Origin of the sequence: Haloferax sulfurifontis, from assembly GCF_014635105.1 — an archaeon.
GTDB lineage: Archaea > Halobacteriota > Halobacteria > Halobacteriales > Haloferacaceae > Haloferax > Haloferax denitrificans.
Genome location: NZ_BMCI01000005.1, coordinates 130,281 through 145,285 on the forward strand (window position 1 = coordinate 130,281; position 15,005 = coordinate 145,285).

Sequence of the window (15,005 nt, forward strand, 5' to 3'; positions counted from 1 at the left end):
GCGGTCGGTTTCAGCCCAAAGATTCATGTGCAACGGTAACACACAGTATTTCGTACGGGAAAGAGAGGCGACTCGTCAGACTATCAACCATCAATCGCGTGACTAATTGCGATACCGCCGCAACCAGCCCGTCTCTTCTTCCCGTATTTCCACCCATCCATAGCGTGAGCGAGGCCCTCGTCCACTCGCGGCGGTGCGGAGATCTCGTTCCTCGGTAACAATTATGTAGTAGTGGCCGTTCCGTCTTTTCATGCGATATCACGCACTCGCGGGGACAGAGCGGTCAGCACTCGCTGTGTCCGAGGGCGGCGACGTCTACGACCTCACGAGCGCCAACTCCAACGTAGAGACCTTCTGTGACCTCGCTCGGGCGGCGGACATCACTGGGCGGACTATCGACGACGTGGCCGCGGGACTCCTCGACGACGCGGAGCGTCTCTCTTCTGAGTACGTCGACGAGCGAATCGAGCGTCCGGTGGTTCCCGACGAGGTGTGGGCCGCGGGCGTCACGTACCACATCAGCGAACAGGCGCGAGAGGCCGAAAGCGAGACGCCGGACGTCTACCTCGACGTCTACGATGGGGAGCGTCCAGAAATCTTCTTCAAGGCGACGGAGAGCCGGACGGTCGGTCCGAACGAGGCTGTGGGCGTCCGGGGCGACTCCACGTGGGACGTCCCGGAGCCCGAACTCGCGGTGGTCCTCCATCGGGGTGCGATAGTCGGCTACACTGTCGGCAACGACGTGAGCAGTCGTTCCATCGAGGGCGAAAACCCGCTGTACCTGCCGCAGGCGAAGGTGTACGACCGCTGTTGTGCTATCGGACCGTGTGTCGCGTCCGCCGAGTCGGTGAGCGACCCGCACGGACTCGAAATGTCGATGCGCATCGAACGCGACGGGACCGTCCTCTACGAGGGGTCGACCTCGACATCCGAGATGGTGAAGTCGTGCGAGGAAATCGTGTCGTACTTCACCCGACACAACTCCGTCCCGGAGATGGTGGTGTTGTTGACCGGGACGGCACTCGTCCCCGAAGAGGGGTTCACCCTGAAACCCGGTGACGACGTCAGCATCGAAATCGACGACATCGGCGTCCTCGAAAACACGGTCACGGCCGTCTGACGAACGGGTGGTTCGGGAACAACCTCCCGGCCGAACCGTTCTCGACTTCGACTCGCCCCGTCCCCCGAACTCCGTTTCCCATCACCGGACGGTCCTGCCCCACGACCGAGACTGATTGAGTTCGAGGCGACGCGATTTCACGCGCCCGCCCCGCGTTTTTCGACGAACTTACCGGAGAGACGGCCCGCACACAGTTCGAGCGTTCAGTATCGTCGCACGGATGTCTACAGAGTCAGAGGCGTCCGAATTACAGCTCTGCGTCCGTAACGAGATTGGGGCGGCCGAGCCGAATCGACCGAGGGAGACGAGATGCAATGTGACACAGTGACGCGGGGAGACCGTGGTCGTGTTCACCATCGCTGAACGGGACGTCGCCACTGGGTTCGGGCGCAGTGACCGTCGGGACGTTCGAACAGTATCCGACACGTATTTCAGCACACCGTGAGATTGACACCCAATGCCATATTCACGCGGGTCGGAGCTATCCACGGTCTACGAGCGGGCGCGAACGAGCGGGTACGGGTTCGTCGCGAGCAACATCACCGAGACGAACATCCTGACCGGACTCGTCCGCGGCGCGGAGCGCGTCGATTCGGACCTCGTCGTGCAGGTGAAACGTGACACCGCCGCGTTCGCCGGGAACGGCGACCCCCACACGGGGTTAGATATCTTAGCGACGCACGTCGAGAAACTCGGCGAAGACGCTGACGTCGGCGTGTTCCTCAACGTCGACCACGTCCCCGCAGACGACCGCGCGTTCCTCGAATCCTGCGTCGCTTCCGGGGTCCCCTCCTCGCTGATGGTCGACGTGTCGCACGAACCGTTCGAGGAGAACGTCTCGCGCACCCGCGACGTGGTCGAGACGGTTCGAAACCGCGAACAGGACATGCTCGTCGAGGCCGAGCTCGGGATGATTAAGGGCATCGAGGGCGGCGTCGAGACGACCGAGGCGTACTACACCGACCCCGAACAGGCCGTCGAGTTCGTCGACAGGACGGGCGTCGACCTCCTCGCGATTTCCATCGGGACGGAACACGGCGTTTCGAAGGGCCGCGACCTCGAACTCCGTCCGGACATCGCACGCGACGTGGGGCAGGCGCTGGCGGACCACGGCCTCGATACGCCGCTTGTCGTCCACGGGTCGTCTGGACTCTCCGATAGGCAGGTCCAAGACCTCCTCTCGACCGGGGTGTGTAAGCTGAACAAGAACACCAGATACCAGTACGAGTTCGCCAGAACGGCCTGCGAGTTCTATCGGGACCACGAGTCGAGCATCCTCCCACCCGAGGGCGTCGACGACGACCGACAGGGGTTCTTCGGCGACGCGGAGTGGTCGCCGAACAAACGCGACTTCACGCCTCACCGGGTCTGTCGAGAGGTTCAGGACCGAATCGCCGACGTGATGACCGAGGTCGCCGCACTCTCCGGGAGCGCCGGCGAGAGCCTGTACGTGTGAGTGCCATGGAGACGGCAGACGACCCACTCCTCCTCGGAGTCGACGCGGGATTGACGAACGTCAAAGCCGCGGTGTTCGATACCGACGGGAGAGAGCGGGCAGTCGCGGTTCGACCGACCCCGAACGAGCGCCCCCGCGCCGGCCGCGTCGAGCGCGACCTCTCGGCGTTCTGGGACGTGACGTGTGAGACGATTCGCGAGGTTCTCGGGGAGTCCACCGTCGAGGCGGGGGCCATCGCCGGGGTCGGCGTCGCCGGCCACGGACACGGACTGTACGCGCTCGACGACCGCGGACAGCCGGTCAGAGACGGCATCACGTCGTTGGACAGCCGCGCGAGTGACGTCGTCAAGTCGTGGGACGAAAGCGGCCGCTCGGAGGCGGTTCGCTCGATTACGGGGTACGAACCTTTCGTCGCCGACCCGTTGAGCATCCTCGGATGGATTCGGCAGGAAGAACCGGAAGTCTACGGCGCTATCGACCGACTCCTGTTCTGCAAGGACTACCTCAAATACCGACTCACGGACGTCGTCTGTACGGACGAGATGGAGGCGAGCGTTTTCTACGACATCGAAGACGAGGCGTACTCGTCGGAGCTGTTCGACACACTCGGCCTCGGCGACTGCGCTGACGCACTGCCACCCGTCGTCCGGAGTACGGCGGTCTGTGGCGAGGTGACCGCGTCGGCGGCCGACGAGACCGGACTCGAAGCCGGCACGCCCGTCGCCTCCGGACTTCACGACGTCGGCGCTGTCGCGCTCGGGTCGGGTGCGGTTCGACCGGGGCAGGGGTCGCTCATCGTCGGCACCTGGGGGCAGAGTATCTACGTCTCCGCCGACCCGGACAGCGCCGACGGCGGAGGGCTGAGTCGGCGGTACCTCGGCGACGCGTGGCTCCGGTACCGCGGAAGCAGGTCCGCCGCGGCCGCGGTCGACTGGTTCACCCGAGAATGCTGTCGCGATTGGCACGACGAGGCGGCGTCCGACGCCGCGTTCTACGCCAGACTGAACGAGACGGTCGCGGAGGTCCCAATCGGCTCGAACGGGGTCGTGTTCCTCCCGAACCTTCAGGGGTCGACCGACGACCCGAACGAACGCGGCGCGTTCGTCGGGCTGACAATCGAACACGACCGAGGCGAGATGTTACGGTCGATATACGAAGGCGTCGCCCTCTCGTTGAGCGACCGGTTGCTCGAACTCGCGTCCGAAGACGGACTCACCGACGTCCGTCTCGGTGGAGGCGGCGCGAAGAGCGCGGTGTGGTCCCAGATGTTCGCCGACGTTCTCGACGAACGGGTCGTCGTCCCGGCGGGCCGAGAAGCGGGTGCCCGAGGTGTCGCTATCTGCGCCGGCCTCGCCGTCGGCCTGTACGACGACGTCGAATCCGCCGTCGAGCACGTCGTCGGGGTCGAACGTCGACACGACCCGACGCCCGCGCACACCGACGCCTACCGGGAGGTCCACGAGGCATACCGACTGGCCGCCGAGGGGATCGCCCCGGCCTGGGAAAAATTAACGTCGATTGAGCGGGAGACCCAAACGAATGACGATTGAAACCGTGCTCCTCTGTGGAGACCCACAACAGCCGAGCGAGTACATGTACGAGGCGGCCTCGTTCCTCGAATCAGAAGGCGTGTCGTTTTCCCGCATCGACTGGAAAGGCGACGTCTCCGCGGAACGGTTCCGGGAGGTCACGATGGAGATGGAGTCGCGCGGCCCGTCCGCCTACGACACGTCGATAATCGAAGCGAACCTCGATGGCGTGGACGCTCTCGTCGTCCATAAGGCGCCCGTCTCCGCGTCGGTAATCGAAGCGGGCGACTCGTTGCAGGTCGTCGGGGCCGCCCGGGGGGGCGTCGAGAACGTCGACATCGAGACGGCCGAGACGAACGACGTCGCCGTCCTCCACGCGCCCGGACGGAACAAGAATGCGGTCTCCGACTACGCCGTCAGCCTCTTGCTCACGACGGTCCGCGAGATTCCGCACCACACGAGGGCGCTCCACGCCGGCGAGTGGAGCCAAGAGTTCGACCCGAGCCGGTTACCCCGCGACATCGAGGCGATGACCATCGGTATCGTCGGGTTCGGAAACATCGGCCAACAGGTCGCTCGACGCCTCTCCGGGTTCGGTCCCGAACTCCTCGCGTACGACCCCTATCAGGACGAGGCGGCGTTCGACGACGCCGGTGTCGAACGCGCGACGCTCGACGGCCTGCTCGAACGCGCGGACGCCGTGACGCTTCACGCGCGACTGACCGAGGAGACGCAAGGTCTGCTCGGCGAAGGCGAGTTGGCTCGGATGAACCAGTCCGCGATACTCGTCAACTCCGCCCGTGGAGGGCTCGTAGACGAAGCCGCGCTCGTCGACGCGTTGCGAACGGGGTCGATTGCGGGGGCGGCGCTCGACGTCTTCGAGACCGAACCCCTCCCGGAGGACCACCCGTTCCTCGAAATGGACAACGTCGTCCTCTCACCGCACACCGCGGGGTCGACGCGCGACGCCGTGACGAACGGTCCCCGCATGATTGCCGAGGGAATAGAGAGCCTCATCGGTGGCGTGGACCCCGACAACCGAATCGCCTAGCCGGAACCAGACCTGAGTTCTGCGTGCAGGTATCCGATATTCGCCTGCATGCGCCCGTGGACGCGCCGTCTCACATCGGTCGAGAGCGGTCACACCGCGAGTGTCCGGCCGTTACTCGACCGCCTCTAGCAGGCCTTTCAGATACCCCGTCGCGTACAGTCGCCCGAGCGTCATGTACCCTGGGTTCGAGTTCTCCTCGCCGGCCATCGTCGGGACGTGGTCGGGTCGAACCGGCCCGTCGAACCCGATGTCGCGGTACGCCTGGATGCAGGCGCGCATATCGGTCGGCCCCTCGTCGTGCCACGTCTCGACGAACCGCTCGTTCGTTCCCTCGACGTCGCGGAAATGCACGAAGTTGATTCGGTCGCCGAAGCGTCGAATCGTCTCCGGGATGTCCGCGCCCATCGCGGCGAAGTTGCCCTGACAGAAGGTGATTCCGTTGTGTTCGCTGTCGTACATCTCCATCACGCGCTCGTAGTGCTCCGGCGACGTGACGATTCGGTCGACGCCGCGGAGGTTCTCAATCGGTGGGTCGTCGGGGTGCAAGGCGAGTTTCACGCCCGCTTCCTCGGCGACTGGGACGACCTCGTTGAGGAAATGTTCGAGGGCGTCCCACAGCTCGTCCGCGTGGACGGGGGCGAGTTCCTGTTCGGGCGCGTCTTCCATGAACTCGTTACTGTACGCCGTCGTCAGCGACCCACCGCGGGCGGGGAGCGCCGTGGAGGTCCGCGCCCACCGCTTGCCCGCCATCCAGTCGTAGGCGACGACCGGCACGTCAAGCGAACCGAGATGTCGAAGGTACTGCTTGAACCGCTCTATCTCCTCGTCGCGACCGTCGCGACCGAGTCGAGTGTCGTCGGAAATCGGAACACAGCCTTCGATAACCCCGACGTCGAGACCGTAGTCGCGAAACTCCCGAGTCAACGCGAGCAGTTCGTCGTACTTCCACGGGCGCGACCCGTCACCGATTTCAAGCGTGTGGACGACGGCGGTCTCGACGCCGACCTGTTTCGCGAGGTCCCACCGTTCGTCGCGCTCCGGCGGTAGTATGAGTGATGGCTCCATACCACACGGTTTCGTTCGAGTGTTATCAGTGTTTCTCGTCTTCCGCCCCGTCAGTGGTCGCCCGGTTCGAGGACGTCGTCGACGAACTGCCCGTCTTCGAACTCGACGGGTGTGGGCTCTTCGACGACGCGCAGGTCGTCGCGGTCGCGCGCCTCCTCGATGAGCGGTGCCGAAACGGCGAGGCGGCCGAGACGCATCGTGTCGCGAATGCGAACGACGCGCGGGGCTTCGAGGGCCCCCACGCCGATGGTGGACAGCGAGGCGATGAGACCGGTCCGGTCGGTTTCGACGGCCGGCGGAATCCGGGCGGCCCGCGGGGTGCTCGCGGTGAGGACGTTGACCAGCGTGTCGCTCCAGTTCAGTTCCTCGAACAGGTCCGCGTGGATGAAGTCCGCCGACCCGAGCCCCGAACCGTTCCCGTGGGAGGCCGGCGTCAACCCGCGAACGAATATCCGAGTGATGTCCGGTTTCGGTGGGTCCGGTTCGAACCCGTACACGATTCGTCCGATGACGTTCGTGTCCATGCCCGCCCCGGAGATGTCCTTTCCCATCCGGTCTACCACGAGCACGTCGACCTCGTCGAACGGGATGGTCGGGAGGTGCTCGTAGGCGAGTTCGAGGAGTTCCGCCTCTCGGTCCAAGAAGCCCGACGGCGGCACCCCCTCGATGAATGCGGTGTCGTCGTGTTCGTCCTCGACGATGGCGATGCCGCCGGCAATCGGGAGGTTCTCGACGTGCAGGCGCGCGATTTCGGGGAGCATCTCCCGGAAACTCCAGTCGGCGGCCCAGTCGTGTGCCGTTTTCGCGCCGCGCTGTTTGCCCATCCCGATGACGAGCATCTTCGAGAGCCCCGACTCCACGTCGCCCCGAAAGTCCGTGTGGGGCTTCACGCGGTTGACCGGGATTATCGCGTCCGCGGCCGCCGCGTTCGCGTCCGCGTGGACCTCGACGTCTCGGTCCGGTGTCTTCCCGATGACGACCGTATCCATCGTCGCTCGAATCTCACAGCCGAGGCGCTCTTCGGTTATCCCGAGCGCTTCGAGCATCTCGCGTTGGCCCTCGGCGGTGGCACCCCCGTGGCTCCCCATCGCCGGGAACACGAACGGCTCGTACCCGCGGTCGTCGAGCGCGTCGACGACGGCGCTAACGATGGTCGGAATGTTCGCGATACCCCGGCTCCCCGCCCCGACGGCGACTTCGCCGCCGTCCGGTACCCCGTCGAATTCGAGCTGTTCGACGGCGTCGAACACGCTGTCCCGAAGCTCCGCGTCCGGAATCGGGTCCGTCTCCCACAACTGTTCGACGATGCCCACCTCCGGGACCGAGTCCATGCCGCTCGCTTCGAGAACAGTCGCCTCCGAGATCGGGACTGGTCCGTCCCGACGATTGTCACCGTCTACCATGTGATTTATGTTTGCACATTCGAAGAAAAGTCTGCCGCCGTCAGCCCTCGGCTTCCAGCGGTTCTTCGCCGGCGGCGAGTCGGTCGTTTACCTCGCCGACGTCGAGGTCGATGCCGAGGCCCGGCCGCTCGGGAACCGCGATCGCTCCGTCTTCGATGAGTGGACCGCCCGTGTGCAGGTCGTCCCACCAGTCGACGTCGCGAGCGTGGTATTCGAGCGCGAACGCGTTGGGAACCGTCGCACAGGCGTGGACGGACGCCATGGTTCCGAGCGGGCTCGCGACGTTGTGCGGGGTGATTGGCACGTCGTACGCGTCGGCGACGGTCGCAATCTTCCGGAACTCGCTCAACCCGCCGCACTTCTGGATGTCCGGGGCGGCGATGTCGATTGCCCCCGCCTCGAAAAACGGAAGAAAACCCTCCGTGCGAACGAGGTTCTCCCCGGCGAGGATTGGGGTGGTCGTCCCCGCCGTGACTCGCCGGTGCGCGTCGGCGCTCTCCGGCGGGACGGGGTCTTCTATCCACGCGAGGTCGTACGGTTCGAGCTTGCGCGCGAGTCGAAGGGCCGTCTCGACGGTGAAACTCCAGTGGAAGTCGAACGCGAGCGTCGGCTCCACCCCAATCCGCTCCCGAATCGCGTCCACGATATCGACCTTGTGTTGGACGGCGGCGTTCGTGAGGCGACGCGTCGCCGTGTCAGTGTCCCCCGGCGCGACGTCGAGGTCGAACTTCAGCGCGTCGAACCCCTCACCGACGACGGCTTCGGCGACGTCGGCGTACACGGCCGGGTCGTACGTTTCGTGGGGGTCGTCGCCGCCTTCGCCGAGGTGTTCGCCCGCGTGGCAGTCACAGTAGATGGCGACCGAGTCGCGGAACTTCCCGCCGAGCAACTGATAGACTGGGAGGCCGGTGAGCTTCCCGACGGCGTCCCAGAGGGCGGTTTCGATACCGGACACCGCCGCCTGCGAGTAGCCTTCGCCCCCGGCGAGTCCGGACAGCATCTGGGTCATGTGCTCGGTAAGGCGCTCGACGTCGTAGGGGTTCTCGCCGACGAGGCCGTTTTCAAGGAACTCGACGTGTTCGCTGACCGGTCCGGCGAACGCTTCACCGTATCCGCGGACGCCGGCGTCCGTCTCGACGGTCACGAGGTTCCACGGGAAGTTCCCGCCGAGCACTCGGCAGTCGACGGCCGTAATCTCGACGTCCCGTGTCGGGTCGCGGGACAGCCCGTCGTCCGCGAGGTTCCGCCATCCGACTCCTGCGTTCATCTCCGTTACGAGATGCTCGTACTTCGAGTGAGGCATCGTCGTGATGGTCGCGGGCCACCGTCAATAATCTTCCCCGCGGAAGCCGCGACGCACAGCCCTGAGGGCGTGCGGGAACCCGCTCCGTGGCGGGAAGCTCCGACCCGTCTCTTACTCCGGTGCGATGAGTTCGACCGGATGGACGACGTCCCGTTCGAACAGGTCGCCGAGCTGTTCGGTACAGGAGGTCCCGCTCGCGACGAGCGTGCGGTCGGTCGCGTCTGCGAACTGCGCTTCGAGGTCACTCCCCACGTCCATGCTGAGTTCGTAGTACTCGCTTTTGTAGCCGAAGCTCCCCGCCATCCCACAGCACTCGACGTCCGACGTGATGAGGTCGAAGCCGAGGTCCGTCAGGACGGCCTCGGTGTACGTCTCGACGCCGATGGTGCGTTGCTGACAGTGGCTGTGGTACGCAAGCGGCTCCGACGGCTCGGCGAGAACGCTCGCGTCGGCACCGGTGTTGAGTAAGCCGTAGACGTACTCCATAACGTCGTAGGAGTTCCCTGCGAGTCGTTCGTGTGTCTCCCCGTCGAGGAGCTTCCCGTACTCTCGGCGGAACGCGGCGAGGTCCGAGGGCTCGATGACCACGACGTCGAACCCGTCGTCGATGTACGTCGTCAGGTCGGCACTCACCTCGGACGCCCGCCGGGTTGCCGTCCGTATCATCCCCTGTGAGAGCGGTGCCCGGCCGCTCTCCTGTGGCGCCGCGAGTTCGACCTGCGCGCCCAGCGCCTCGAGCGTTCTCACCGCCGCCTTCCCCCGGTTGACGAGCACGTAGTTGGTGTACGCGTCGGGGTAGACGACCACCTCGCGCCCGTCGTTGTCCGGCGACTCGCGGGCGTCGAACCAGTCGGCGAACGTCTCCCGCTCGAACGTCGGGAGGTCGCGCCGGGCGTCGACGCCGAAGAACCGCTCCATCGCCGACCGCACCGGCCCGAGCTCCGCGAGTCGGGTCGAGAGCGGTGCCGTCGCCGACCCGACCCGTGCCAGCGTCCCGAAGTTCCCGAAGAGACGCTTCTGAACGTCGAGGCCCCCGGGCTCCGCATCGGGAGTCAACCCCTCGACGAGGAAGTCGAAGGCGGCCCCGTCCGACTCGTGGTTGATTCTGTCGCGGACGACCGTGTTTATCCACGGAATGTCGATTTTCACGGGGCAGGCGTCAGCACAGCGCGAACACCCCGTACAGAAGTCGTTGAACGTCGCCGCCGAGTCCTGCCCGTGAACGCCGGCTTCCCACCCGGTCGCGATACCGCCGGTGTAGGTCTCGCCGCCGAACGCGTGCCCGCCGACGTGCTGGAAGTTCGCACAGGAGTTCGCGCACGCCCCGCACCGAATGCAGTAGAGCGTCTCGCGCAGTTGGTCGTCGTCTCGCATCGCCATCCGACCGTTGTCCACGAGGACGAGATGGAACGCTCTGTCGTCGTCGCCCGACCCGAGCGGTTCGGTCGGCCGAGAGAAGTCGATAGTCGGCGACTCCACGGGCGGGGTGAGCATCGTGACGTACTGGGAGATGGGCTGTCCCGTCGCCGCCTTCGCGATGAGCTCGACGAACGGTTGGAGTTCGTCGGCGCTCGGGATGACTTTCTCGACGCCCGCGACCGCGATGTGCGTGTTCGGGGTCACCGCCGTCTTGCGGGCGTTCCCCTCGTTCGTGACGAGCGTAATCGTGCCCGAATCAGCGAGGACGAAGTTCGCACCGGTCATCCCCACGTCTGCAGAGCGAATGCGGGTTCCGAGGTAATCACGCGCGAACGCCGTGAGCTCTTCTGCCGTCTCGAACGGCTCGTCCGGGTCGAACCGTTCGTTGAACAGTCGAGCGACGTCTTCCTGTGAGCGGTGGAGCGAGGGGCCGACGAGATGCGACGGCGACTCGTCTGCGACCTGGAGGACGAACTCGCCGAGGTCGGTCTCCCAGACGTCGACGCCGGCGGCTTCGAGGTGGTCGTTGACGTCCAACTCCTCGGTCGTCATCGACTTCGATTTCACCACGGTGTCCGCGTCCTCGTCGTCGACGACGGCTTCGATGTACCGGTTGGCGTCCGCCGCGTCGTCGGCGACGTAGAGCTCGCCGCCGTTGGCCTCGACGCTCTCGCGGAGCCGGTCGATGAGCTCCGGAAGTCGGTCGATTGCGTCTTCCTTGATTCGGCGCGCCCGACTGCGGAGCCCCTCGTAGCCGTCGAAGCTCTCGGAGACTTCGTAGCGGTCTTCGTTGAACACGGTCGTGTTCTCGCGAATCGCGCGGCCTTCGGTCTCCAGTAAGTGACGGATGTGTCTCGCTTTCGCCCGGCGCTCTTCGAGGCTCATAGTCCCTCCACGAGGACCACGCGAACCGTCTTCGGTCCATGGACCCCTTTCACGAGTGCGCCCATATCGCCGGTCGCGCTCGCTCCCGTGGCGAAGACGACCGACCCGCCGTCGGAAAACTGCTCGGCGAGCTTCGGCATCGCCTCGGTCACGTCCTCGAGAACGTCGCTCTCGCGGACGACGCCGACGTGTGTCGGCGGGTAAAGCGAGACGGGTTCGTTCCCGGCGGCGTTCGACTCGACGACGAGCGTCCCGTACTGTGCGATTGCGCGCCCGATTGGCGTGACGCCGGTCCGCGCCTCGGTGAGGTCTCTCGGCGTGAGTTCCGTCGTTACGGGAGTGTCCTTCAGCGAGACGCCGTCGAAGCCGAGCGGGGTTCCGACGGCCGGTTCGTCGACGACGCTCGCGAGCGTCTCGGAGAACGTCGCGGGGGTCGCGCGCGTCAACTCCACGCCGACGTCTGTAAGCGACCGTTCGAACGCCCCGATAGTACCGATAGCCATAGCAGTACCATACGGGACGAAAATGATAATTGTTGTCATGGGACTCGGAGGAGTCCGTCTCGATTCCGGACGGTTGCGGCGTCCGGTGCGCGATTGGTATCGCTGGGTGCTGTCGTCGGCCCGCCCGTCGTTTCTGGTGCGTGCTCACCAGCGGCTGAGACGAGAGAAACGTCCGCTGAAAACGAACCGGCGGCGGTCAGTAGGTGATGTTCTGACCGGTCTCGTCGTCGAACAGGTGAATCTTGTCGAGCGTGGCCGAAAGCGAAATCGATTCGCCCGGCTCGACACTGCTCTCGGGGGCGACGCGGGCGCTGAACTCCGTGTCCTCGTCGGTCTTCGAGGTCACCGTGAGGAACTTGTCCGAGCCCATCGGCTCGACGACTTTCACCTGTGCGTCGAGAGTGCTGTTTTCGGTGTACTCGTCCTCGTCGAGGACCGACAGGTCGCTCAGGTCCTCGGGGCGCACGCCGAGCGTGAGGCTGTCGAGGGAGCCGTCCCACTCGTCGACCGCCCGCTCGACGTCCACCGGGAGGCCGAACTCAAAGAACTCCCCGACGGCCGTATAACCGCCGTCTTCCTCCCGGATGGATACCGGGAGGAAGTTCATCGGCGGTTCTCCGATGAAGCCGGCGACGAACCGGTTTACGGGGTTGTCGTAGAGATACTGCGGTGGGCCGATCTGCTGGAGTTTTCCGTCGTTCAACACGACGACGCGGTCACCGAGCGTCATCGCCTCCGCCTGGTCGTGGGTGACGTAAATCGTCGTCTTCCCGACGCGCTGGTGAATCTCGTTGAGCTCTGTCCGCATCTGGACGCGGAGCTTCGCGTCGAGGTTGCTGAGCGGTTCGTCCATCAGGAACACCGACGGCTCGCGGACGATGGCGCGCCCGAGGGCGACGCGCTGTTGTTGGCCGCCGGAGAGCTGTGACGGCTTCCGGTCGAGGAGGTCGTCGATCTCCAAGAGGTCCGCGGCCTCGGTGACCCGAGACTCGATTTCGTCGGCCGGATAGTTCCGAATCCGAAGGGGGAACGACATGTTCTCCGCGACCGTCATGTGCGGATAGAGCGCGTAGTTCTGGAACACCATGGCGATGCCCCGCTCGCGGGGGTCGTATCCCGTCACGTCCTCGTCTTCGATGCGGATGCGTCCTTCCGTCGGGTTCTCTAACCCCGCGACCATCCGCAGTGACGTCGTCTTGCCGCACCCCGAGGGGCCGACGAATACGAGGAACTCACCTCGGCGGATATCGATATTGAGGTCCTCGACGGCGACGATTTCGTCGCTGTCTTGGTCCCCGAAGACCTTCGTCACGCCCTCGATTTGGACGTTGATGTCTTCGTTTTCACCGGCGGTACCGTCGTTTGTGTCCGGCGTTTCAACCGGCCTCGATTCCGAATTACTCATTGTCGTTGTTTGGTTCTGATTAGTCATTCTTTCAGTGCTCCGGCCGTCAGTCCGCTGACGATGTACCGCTGGAAGAACACCACGACGAGGATGGTGGGGACGATTGCGATGACGCTTGCCGCGGCCAGCGACGCCCACTGCACCGAGACGTCGCCGACGAACTGGTAGACCGCCACCGAAATCGGCATCGAACTGAGGTCCGTCGTGACGATAAGCGAGAACAGGAACTCCCGCCACGAGTACAGGAACGTCAGGATTGCGCTCGCGGCCACGCCCGGGAGCGCCAGTGGGAGCGCTATCTTCCGGAACGCCTGGAGTTGCGTGCAACCGTCGACCCGCGCCGACTCGTCGAGGTCCGTCGGAATCGACATGAAGAAGTTCCGCATGATGTAGATCATAAGCGGCAACCACAGGTAGACCTGTGCGATGATGATGCCTGGAAGCGAGTTCAGCAGGCCGAGCCACGACATGATCTGGTAGTAGGGAACGATCAGGCCGATGGGCGGGAACAGGCGGGAGAACAACACCCCGATGAACAGGACGTTGTCGCCCCTGAACCGGTATCGACTGAACGCGTACCCTGCCGGGACAGCGAGCACGATGACGGCAATCGTCGTCGACGTCGAGATGATGATGCTGTTCACCACCGCCCGCCAGTAGCTCTCTCCGATGAGCACCTCGTAGTACGACGAGAGCGTCGGGTTCCGCGGGAAGTAGGTGAGGTCGTAGACCGCCTCGTTGGTCTTCAGCGAGGTCAGTACCTCCCAGAAGATGGGAACGATGACGGTCAGGACCGCGATAGCCAACACGAAGTGGATGACTTTCGGGCTTTCCAGTAGGTCCCAGAACCCCTGTCGCGTCTCGTAGCTGAGTCGTTCGTGGCCTTCGTCTGCGTTGCTCATTCTTCCATCCCTCCCATGACCTTGGTAACGTAGAACGTCGCGACGACGAGCGTAATCCCGATGATGAACACCGCGACTGCCGACGCGTAGCCGTAGTTGAAGTTAATCATCCCCTCGCGGTAGATGTGGATGCTGAAGATGGTCGTCGACGTTCCGGGGCCGCCCTTGGTCATGGGGAAGACCACGGCGAACGCGCGGAACGCGAACATCCAGTTTATCAGCGCGACGATGGCGATGTAGGGGCGGAGATACTGGACGGTGATAGCGCGGAAGGTCTGGAACGTCGTCGCGCCGTCGACCTTCGCCGCGTCGTACATGTGTTCCGGAATGGACTGCAACCCGGCCAACAGGAGTAACATCGCGAACGGCATCCGAGCCCACGCGTCGGTCAGCGTGACGGCGAGCATGGCGAACTCCTGGGTCGCCAGCCAGGAGATGGGAGACGAGATGAGACCGAGGTCCATCAACGCCATGTTGAAGAACCCGAGCTGGTTGCCGGTGAACATCCACTTCCAGATGAGGGCGACGACCGCGAGCGGAATCGCCCAGGAGAACATCAACAGCGTCGAGTAGACGTCTCGGAGCTTCGAGTGGGTCACGTGGTTAATCGCCAGCGCGATAACGAGACCGGTCCCGAGGCTAATCACCAGCGACCCGAACGAGTAGATGAGCGTGTTCAGGAAGTAATCCCAGAACGACGCCCGCTGGAACATGGTGACGAAGTTTTGAATCCCGACGAACCGCTCGACCGAACCCGGGATGGTCAGGTACAGCGACTGCCGAAAGAGATAGAAGACGGGGTAGACGAAGATGGCCGTAATTGCCAGTATCGCGGGGCCCAGCAACACCAGGAGGATATGGTCGTTTGCGAACTGGGAGGCCCGATACCGTATCTGCTCGTATTTCGTCTCGGGTATTGTGAAGCTAGTTTCTGATTCGAGGGACATGGTAACTGAGATTCAGC

At 64.5% G+C, this 15,005-nt stretch carries 12 protein-coding genes; 4 read left to right on the forward strand and 8 right to left on the reverse strand.

The annotated features are described in order from the left end of the window. Nucleotides 1–250 precede the first annotated feature (250 nt). From IEV64_RS14210 to IEV64_RS14225, 4 genes are all read left to right on the forward strand, one after another. Entirely contained in the window at nucleotides 251–1,120 is an 870-nt protein-coding gene (locus IEV64_RS14210; protein ID WP_049920465.1) for a fumarylacetoacetate hydrolase family protein, read from the forward strand. A 457-nt stretch (nucleotides 1,121–1,577) separates the two neighbouring features. After that, nucleotides 1,578–2,576, forward strand: a complete 999-nt coding sequence (fba, locus tag IEV64_RS14215; RefSeq protein WP_188424180.1) for a class II fructose-bisphosphate aldolase — start codon at nucleotides 1,578–1,580, stop codon at nucleotides 2,574–2,576. Nucleotides 2,577–2,581: 5 nt separating this feature from the next. Beyond that, the gene (locus IEV64_RS14220) at nucleotides 2,582–4,126 is read left to right on the forward strand and encodes an FGGY-family carbohydrate kinase (RefSeq protein ID WP_007274294.1); all 1,545 of its coding nucleotides are present in this window, start codon (nucleotides 2,582–2,584) and stop codon (nucleotides 4,124–4,126) included. Next, nucleotides 4,116–5,156 (forward strand): 2-hydroxyacid dehydrogenase, encoded by a 1,041-nt coding sequence (locus IEV64_RS14225; protein WP_188424181.1) that lies wholly within the window; start codon nucleotides 4,116–4,118, stop codon nucleotides 5,154–5,156. Before IEV64_RS14220 ends, IEV64_RS14225 begins: the two co-directional genes overlap by 11 nt. A 111-nt stretch (nucleotides 5,157–5,267) precedes the next feature. Here IEV64_RS14225 and IEV64_RS14230 read toward each other — a convergent pair whose 3' ends face one another. The 8 genes from IEV64_RS14230 to IEV64_RS14265 form a co-directional block, all read right to left on the reverse strand. Further along, nucleotides 5,268–6,221 (reverse strand): mannonate dehydratase, encoded by a 954-nt coding sequence (locus IEV64_RS14230; protein WP_007274292.1) that lies wholly within the window; start codon nucleotides 6,219–6,221, stop codon nucleotides 5,268–5,270. A gap of 50 nt (nucleotides 6,222–6,271) precedes the next feature. Next, a complete protein-coding gene (locus IEV64_RS14235) occupies nucleotides 6,272–7,624 on the reverse strand; it encodes a nickel pincer cofactor-dependent isomerase, group 22 (RefSeq protein WP_188424182.1) in 1,353 nt (450 codons plus the stop codon). A 40-nt stretch (nucleotides 7,625–7,664) separates the two neighbouring features. Next, complete coding sequence (locus tag IEV64_RS14240; RefSeq protein ID WP_083874902.1) at nucleotides 7,665–8,927, reverse strand: mandelate racemase/muconate lactonizing enzyme family protein; 1,263 nt, start codon at nucleotides 8,925–8,927, stop codon at nucleotides 7,665–7,667. A gap of 111 nt (nucleotides 8,928–9,038) precedes the next feature. Continuing rightward, nucleotides 9,039–11,231, reverse strand: coding sequence for an LUD domain-containing protein (locus tag IEV64_RS14245; RefSeq protein WP_188424183.1), 2,193 nt, complete (start codon nucleotides 11,229–11,231; stop codon nucleotides 9,039–9,041). Next, nucleotides 11,228–11,734: an LUD domain-containing protein gene (locus IEV64_RS14250; RefSeq protein ID WP_188424184.1), complete on the reverse strand. Its 507-nt coding sequence runs from the start codon at nucleotides 11,732–11,734 to the stop codon at nucleotides 11,228–11,230. The genes IEV64_RS14245 and IEV64_RS14250 overlap by 4 nt, the downstream gene beginning before the upstream one ends. A gap of 196 nt (nucleotides 11,735–11,930) precedes the next feature. Beyond that, nucleotides 11,931–13,139: an ABC transporter ATP-binding protein gene (locus IEV64_RS14255; protein WP_188424185.1), complete on the reverse strand. Its 1,209-nt coding sequence runs from the start codon at nucleotides 13,137–13,139 to the stop codon at nucleotides 11,931–11,933. A 23-nt stretch (nucleotides 13,140–13,162) separates the two neighbouring features. Continuing rightward, complete coding sequence (locus tag IEV64_RS14260) at nucleotides 13,163–14,041, reverse strand: carbohydrate ABC transporter permease (RefSeq protein WP_188424186.1); 879 nt, start codon at nucleotides 14,039–14,041, stop codon at nucleotides 13,163–13,165. Next, nucleotides 14,038–14,988 carry a carbohydrate ABC transporter permease gene (locus IEV64_RS14265; protein WP_188424187.1) on the reverse strand — a complete coding sequence of 317 codons (951 nt, stop codon included), beginning with the start codon at nucleotides 14,986–14,988 and terminating at the stop codon, nucleotides 14,038–14,040. The genes IEV64_RS14260 and IEV64_RS14265 overlap by 4 nt, the downstream gene beginning before the upstream one ends. Nucleotides 14,989–15,005: the final 17 nt, after the last annotated feature.

Bases quoted from the DNA above. Each gene is read 5' to 3' on its own strand.
- IEV64_RS14260 (WP_188424186.1), bottom strand. From the start codon at position 14,041: ATGAGCAACGCAGACGAAGGCCACGAACGACTCAGCTACGAGACGCGA.
- IEV64_RS14255 (WP_188424185.1), bottom strand. From the start codon at position 13,139: ATGAGTAATTCGGAATCGAGGCCGGTTGAAACGCCGGACACAAACGAC.
- IEV64_RS14225 (WP_188424181.1), top strand. From the start codon at position 4,116: ATGACGATTGAAACCGTGCTCCTCTGTGGAGACCCACAACAGCCGAGC.
- IEV64_RS14220 (WP_007274294.1), top strand. From the start codon at position 2,582: ATGGAGACGGCAGACGACCCACTCCTCCTCGGAGTCGACGCGGGATTG.
- IEV64_RS14210 (WP_049920465.1), top strand. From the start codon at position 251: ATGCGATATCACGCACTCGCGGGGACAGAGCGGTCAGCACTCGCTGTG.
- IEV64_RS14250 (WP_188424184.1), bottom strand. From the start codon at position 11,734: ATGGCTATCGGTACTATCGGGGCGTTCGAACGGTCGCTTACAGACGTC.
- IEV64_RS14265 (WP_188424187.1), bottom strand. From the start codon at position 14,988: ATGTCCCTCGAATCAGAAACTAGCTTCACAATACCCGAGACGAAATAC.
- fba (WP_188424180.1), top strand. From the start codon at position 1,578: ATGCCATATTCACGCGGGTCGGAGCTATCCACGGTCTACGAGCGGGCG.
- IEV64_RS14240 (WP_083874902.1), bottom strand. From the start codon at position 8,927: ATGCCTCACTCGAAGTACGAGCATCTCGTAACGGAGATGAACGCAGGA.
- IEV64_RS14230 (WP_007274292.1), bottom strand. From the start codon at position 6,221: ATGGAGCCATCACTCATACTACCGCCGGAGCGCGACGAACGGTGGGAC.
- IEV64_RS14245 (WP_188424183.1), bottom strand. From the start codon at position 11,231: ATGAGCCTCGAAGAGCGCCGGGCGAAAGCGAGACACATCCGTCACTTA.
- IEV64_RS14235 (WP_188424182.1), bottom strand. From the start codon at position 7,624: ATGGTAGACGGTGACAATCGTCGGGACGGACCAGTCCCGATCTCGGAG.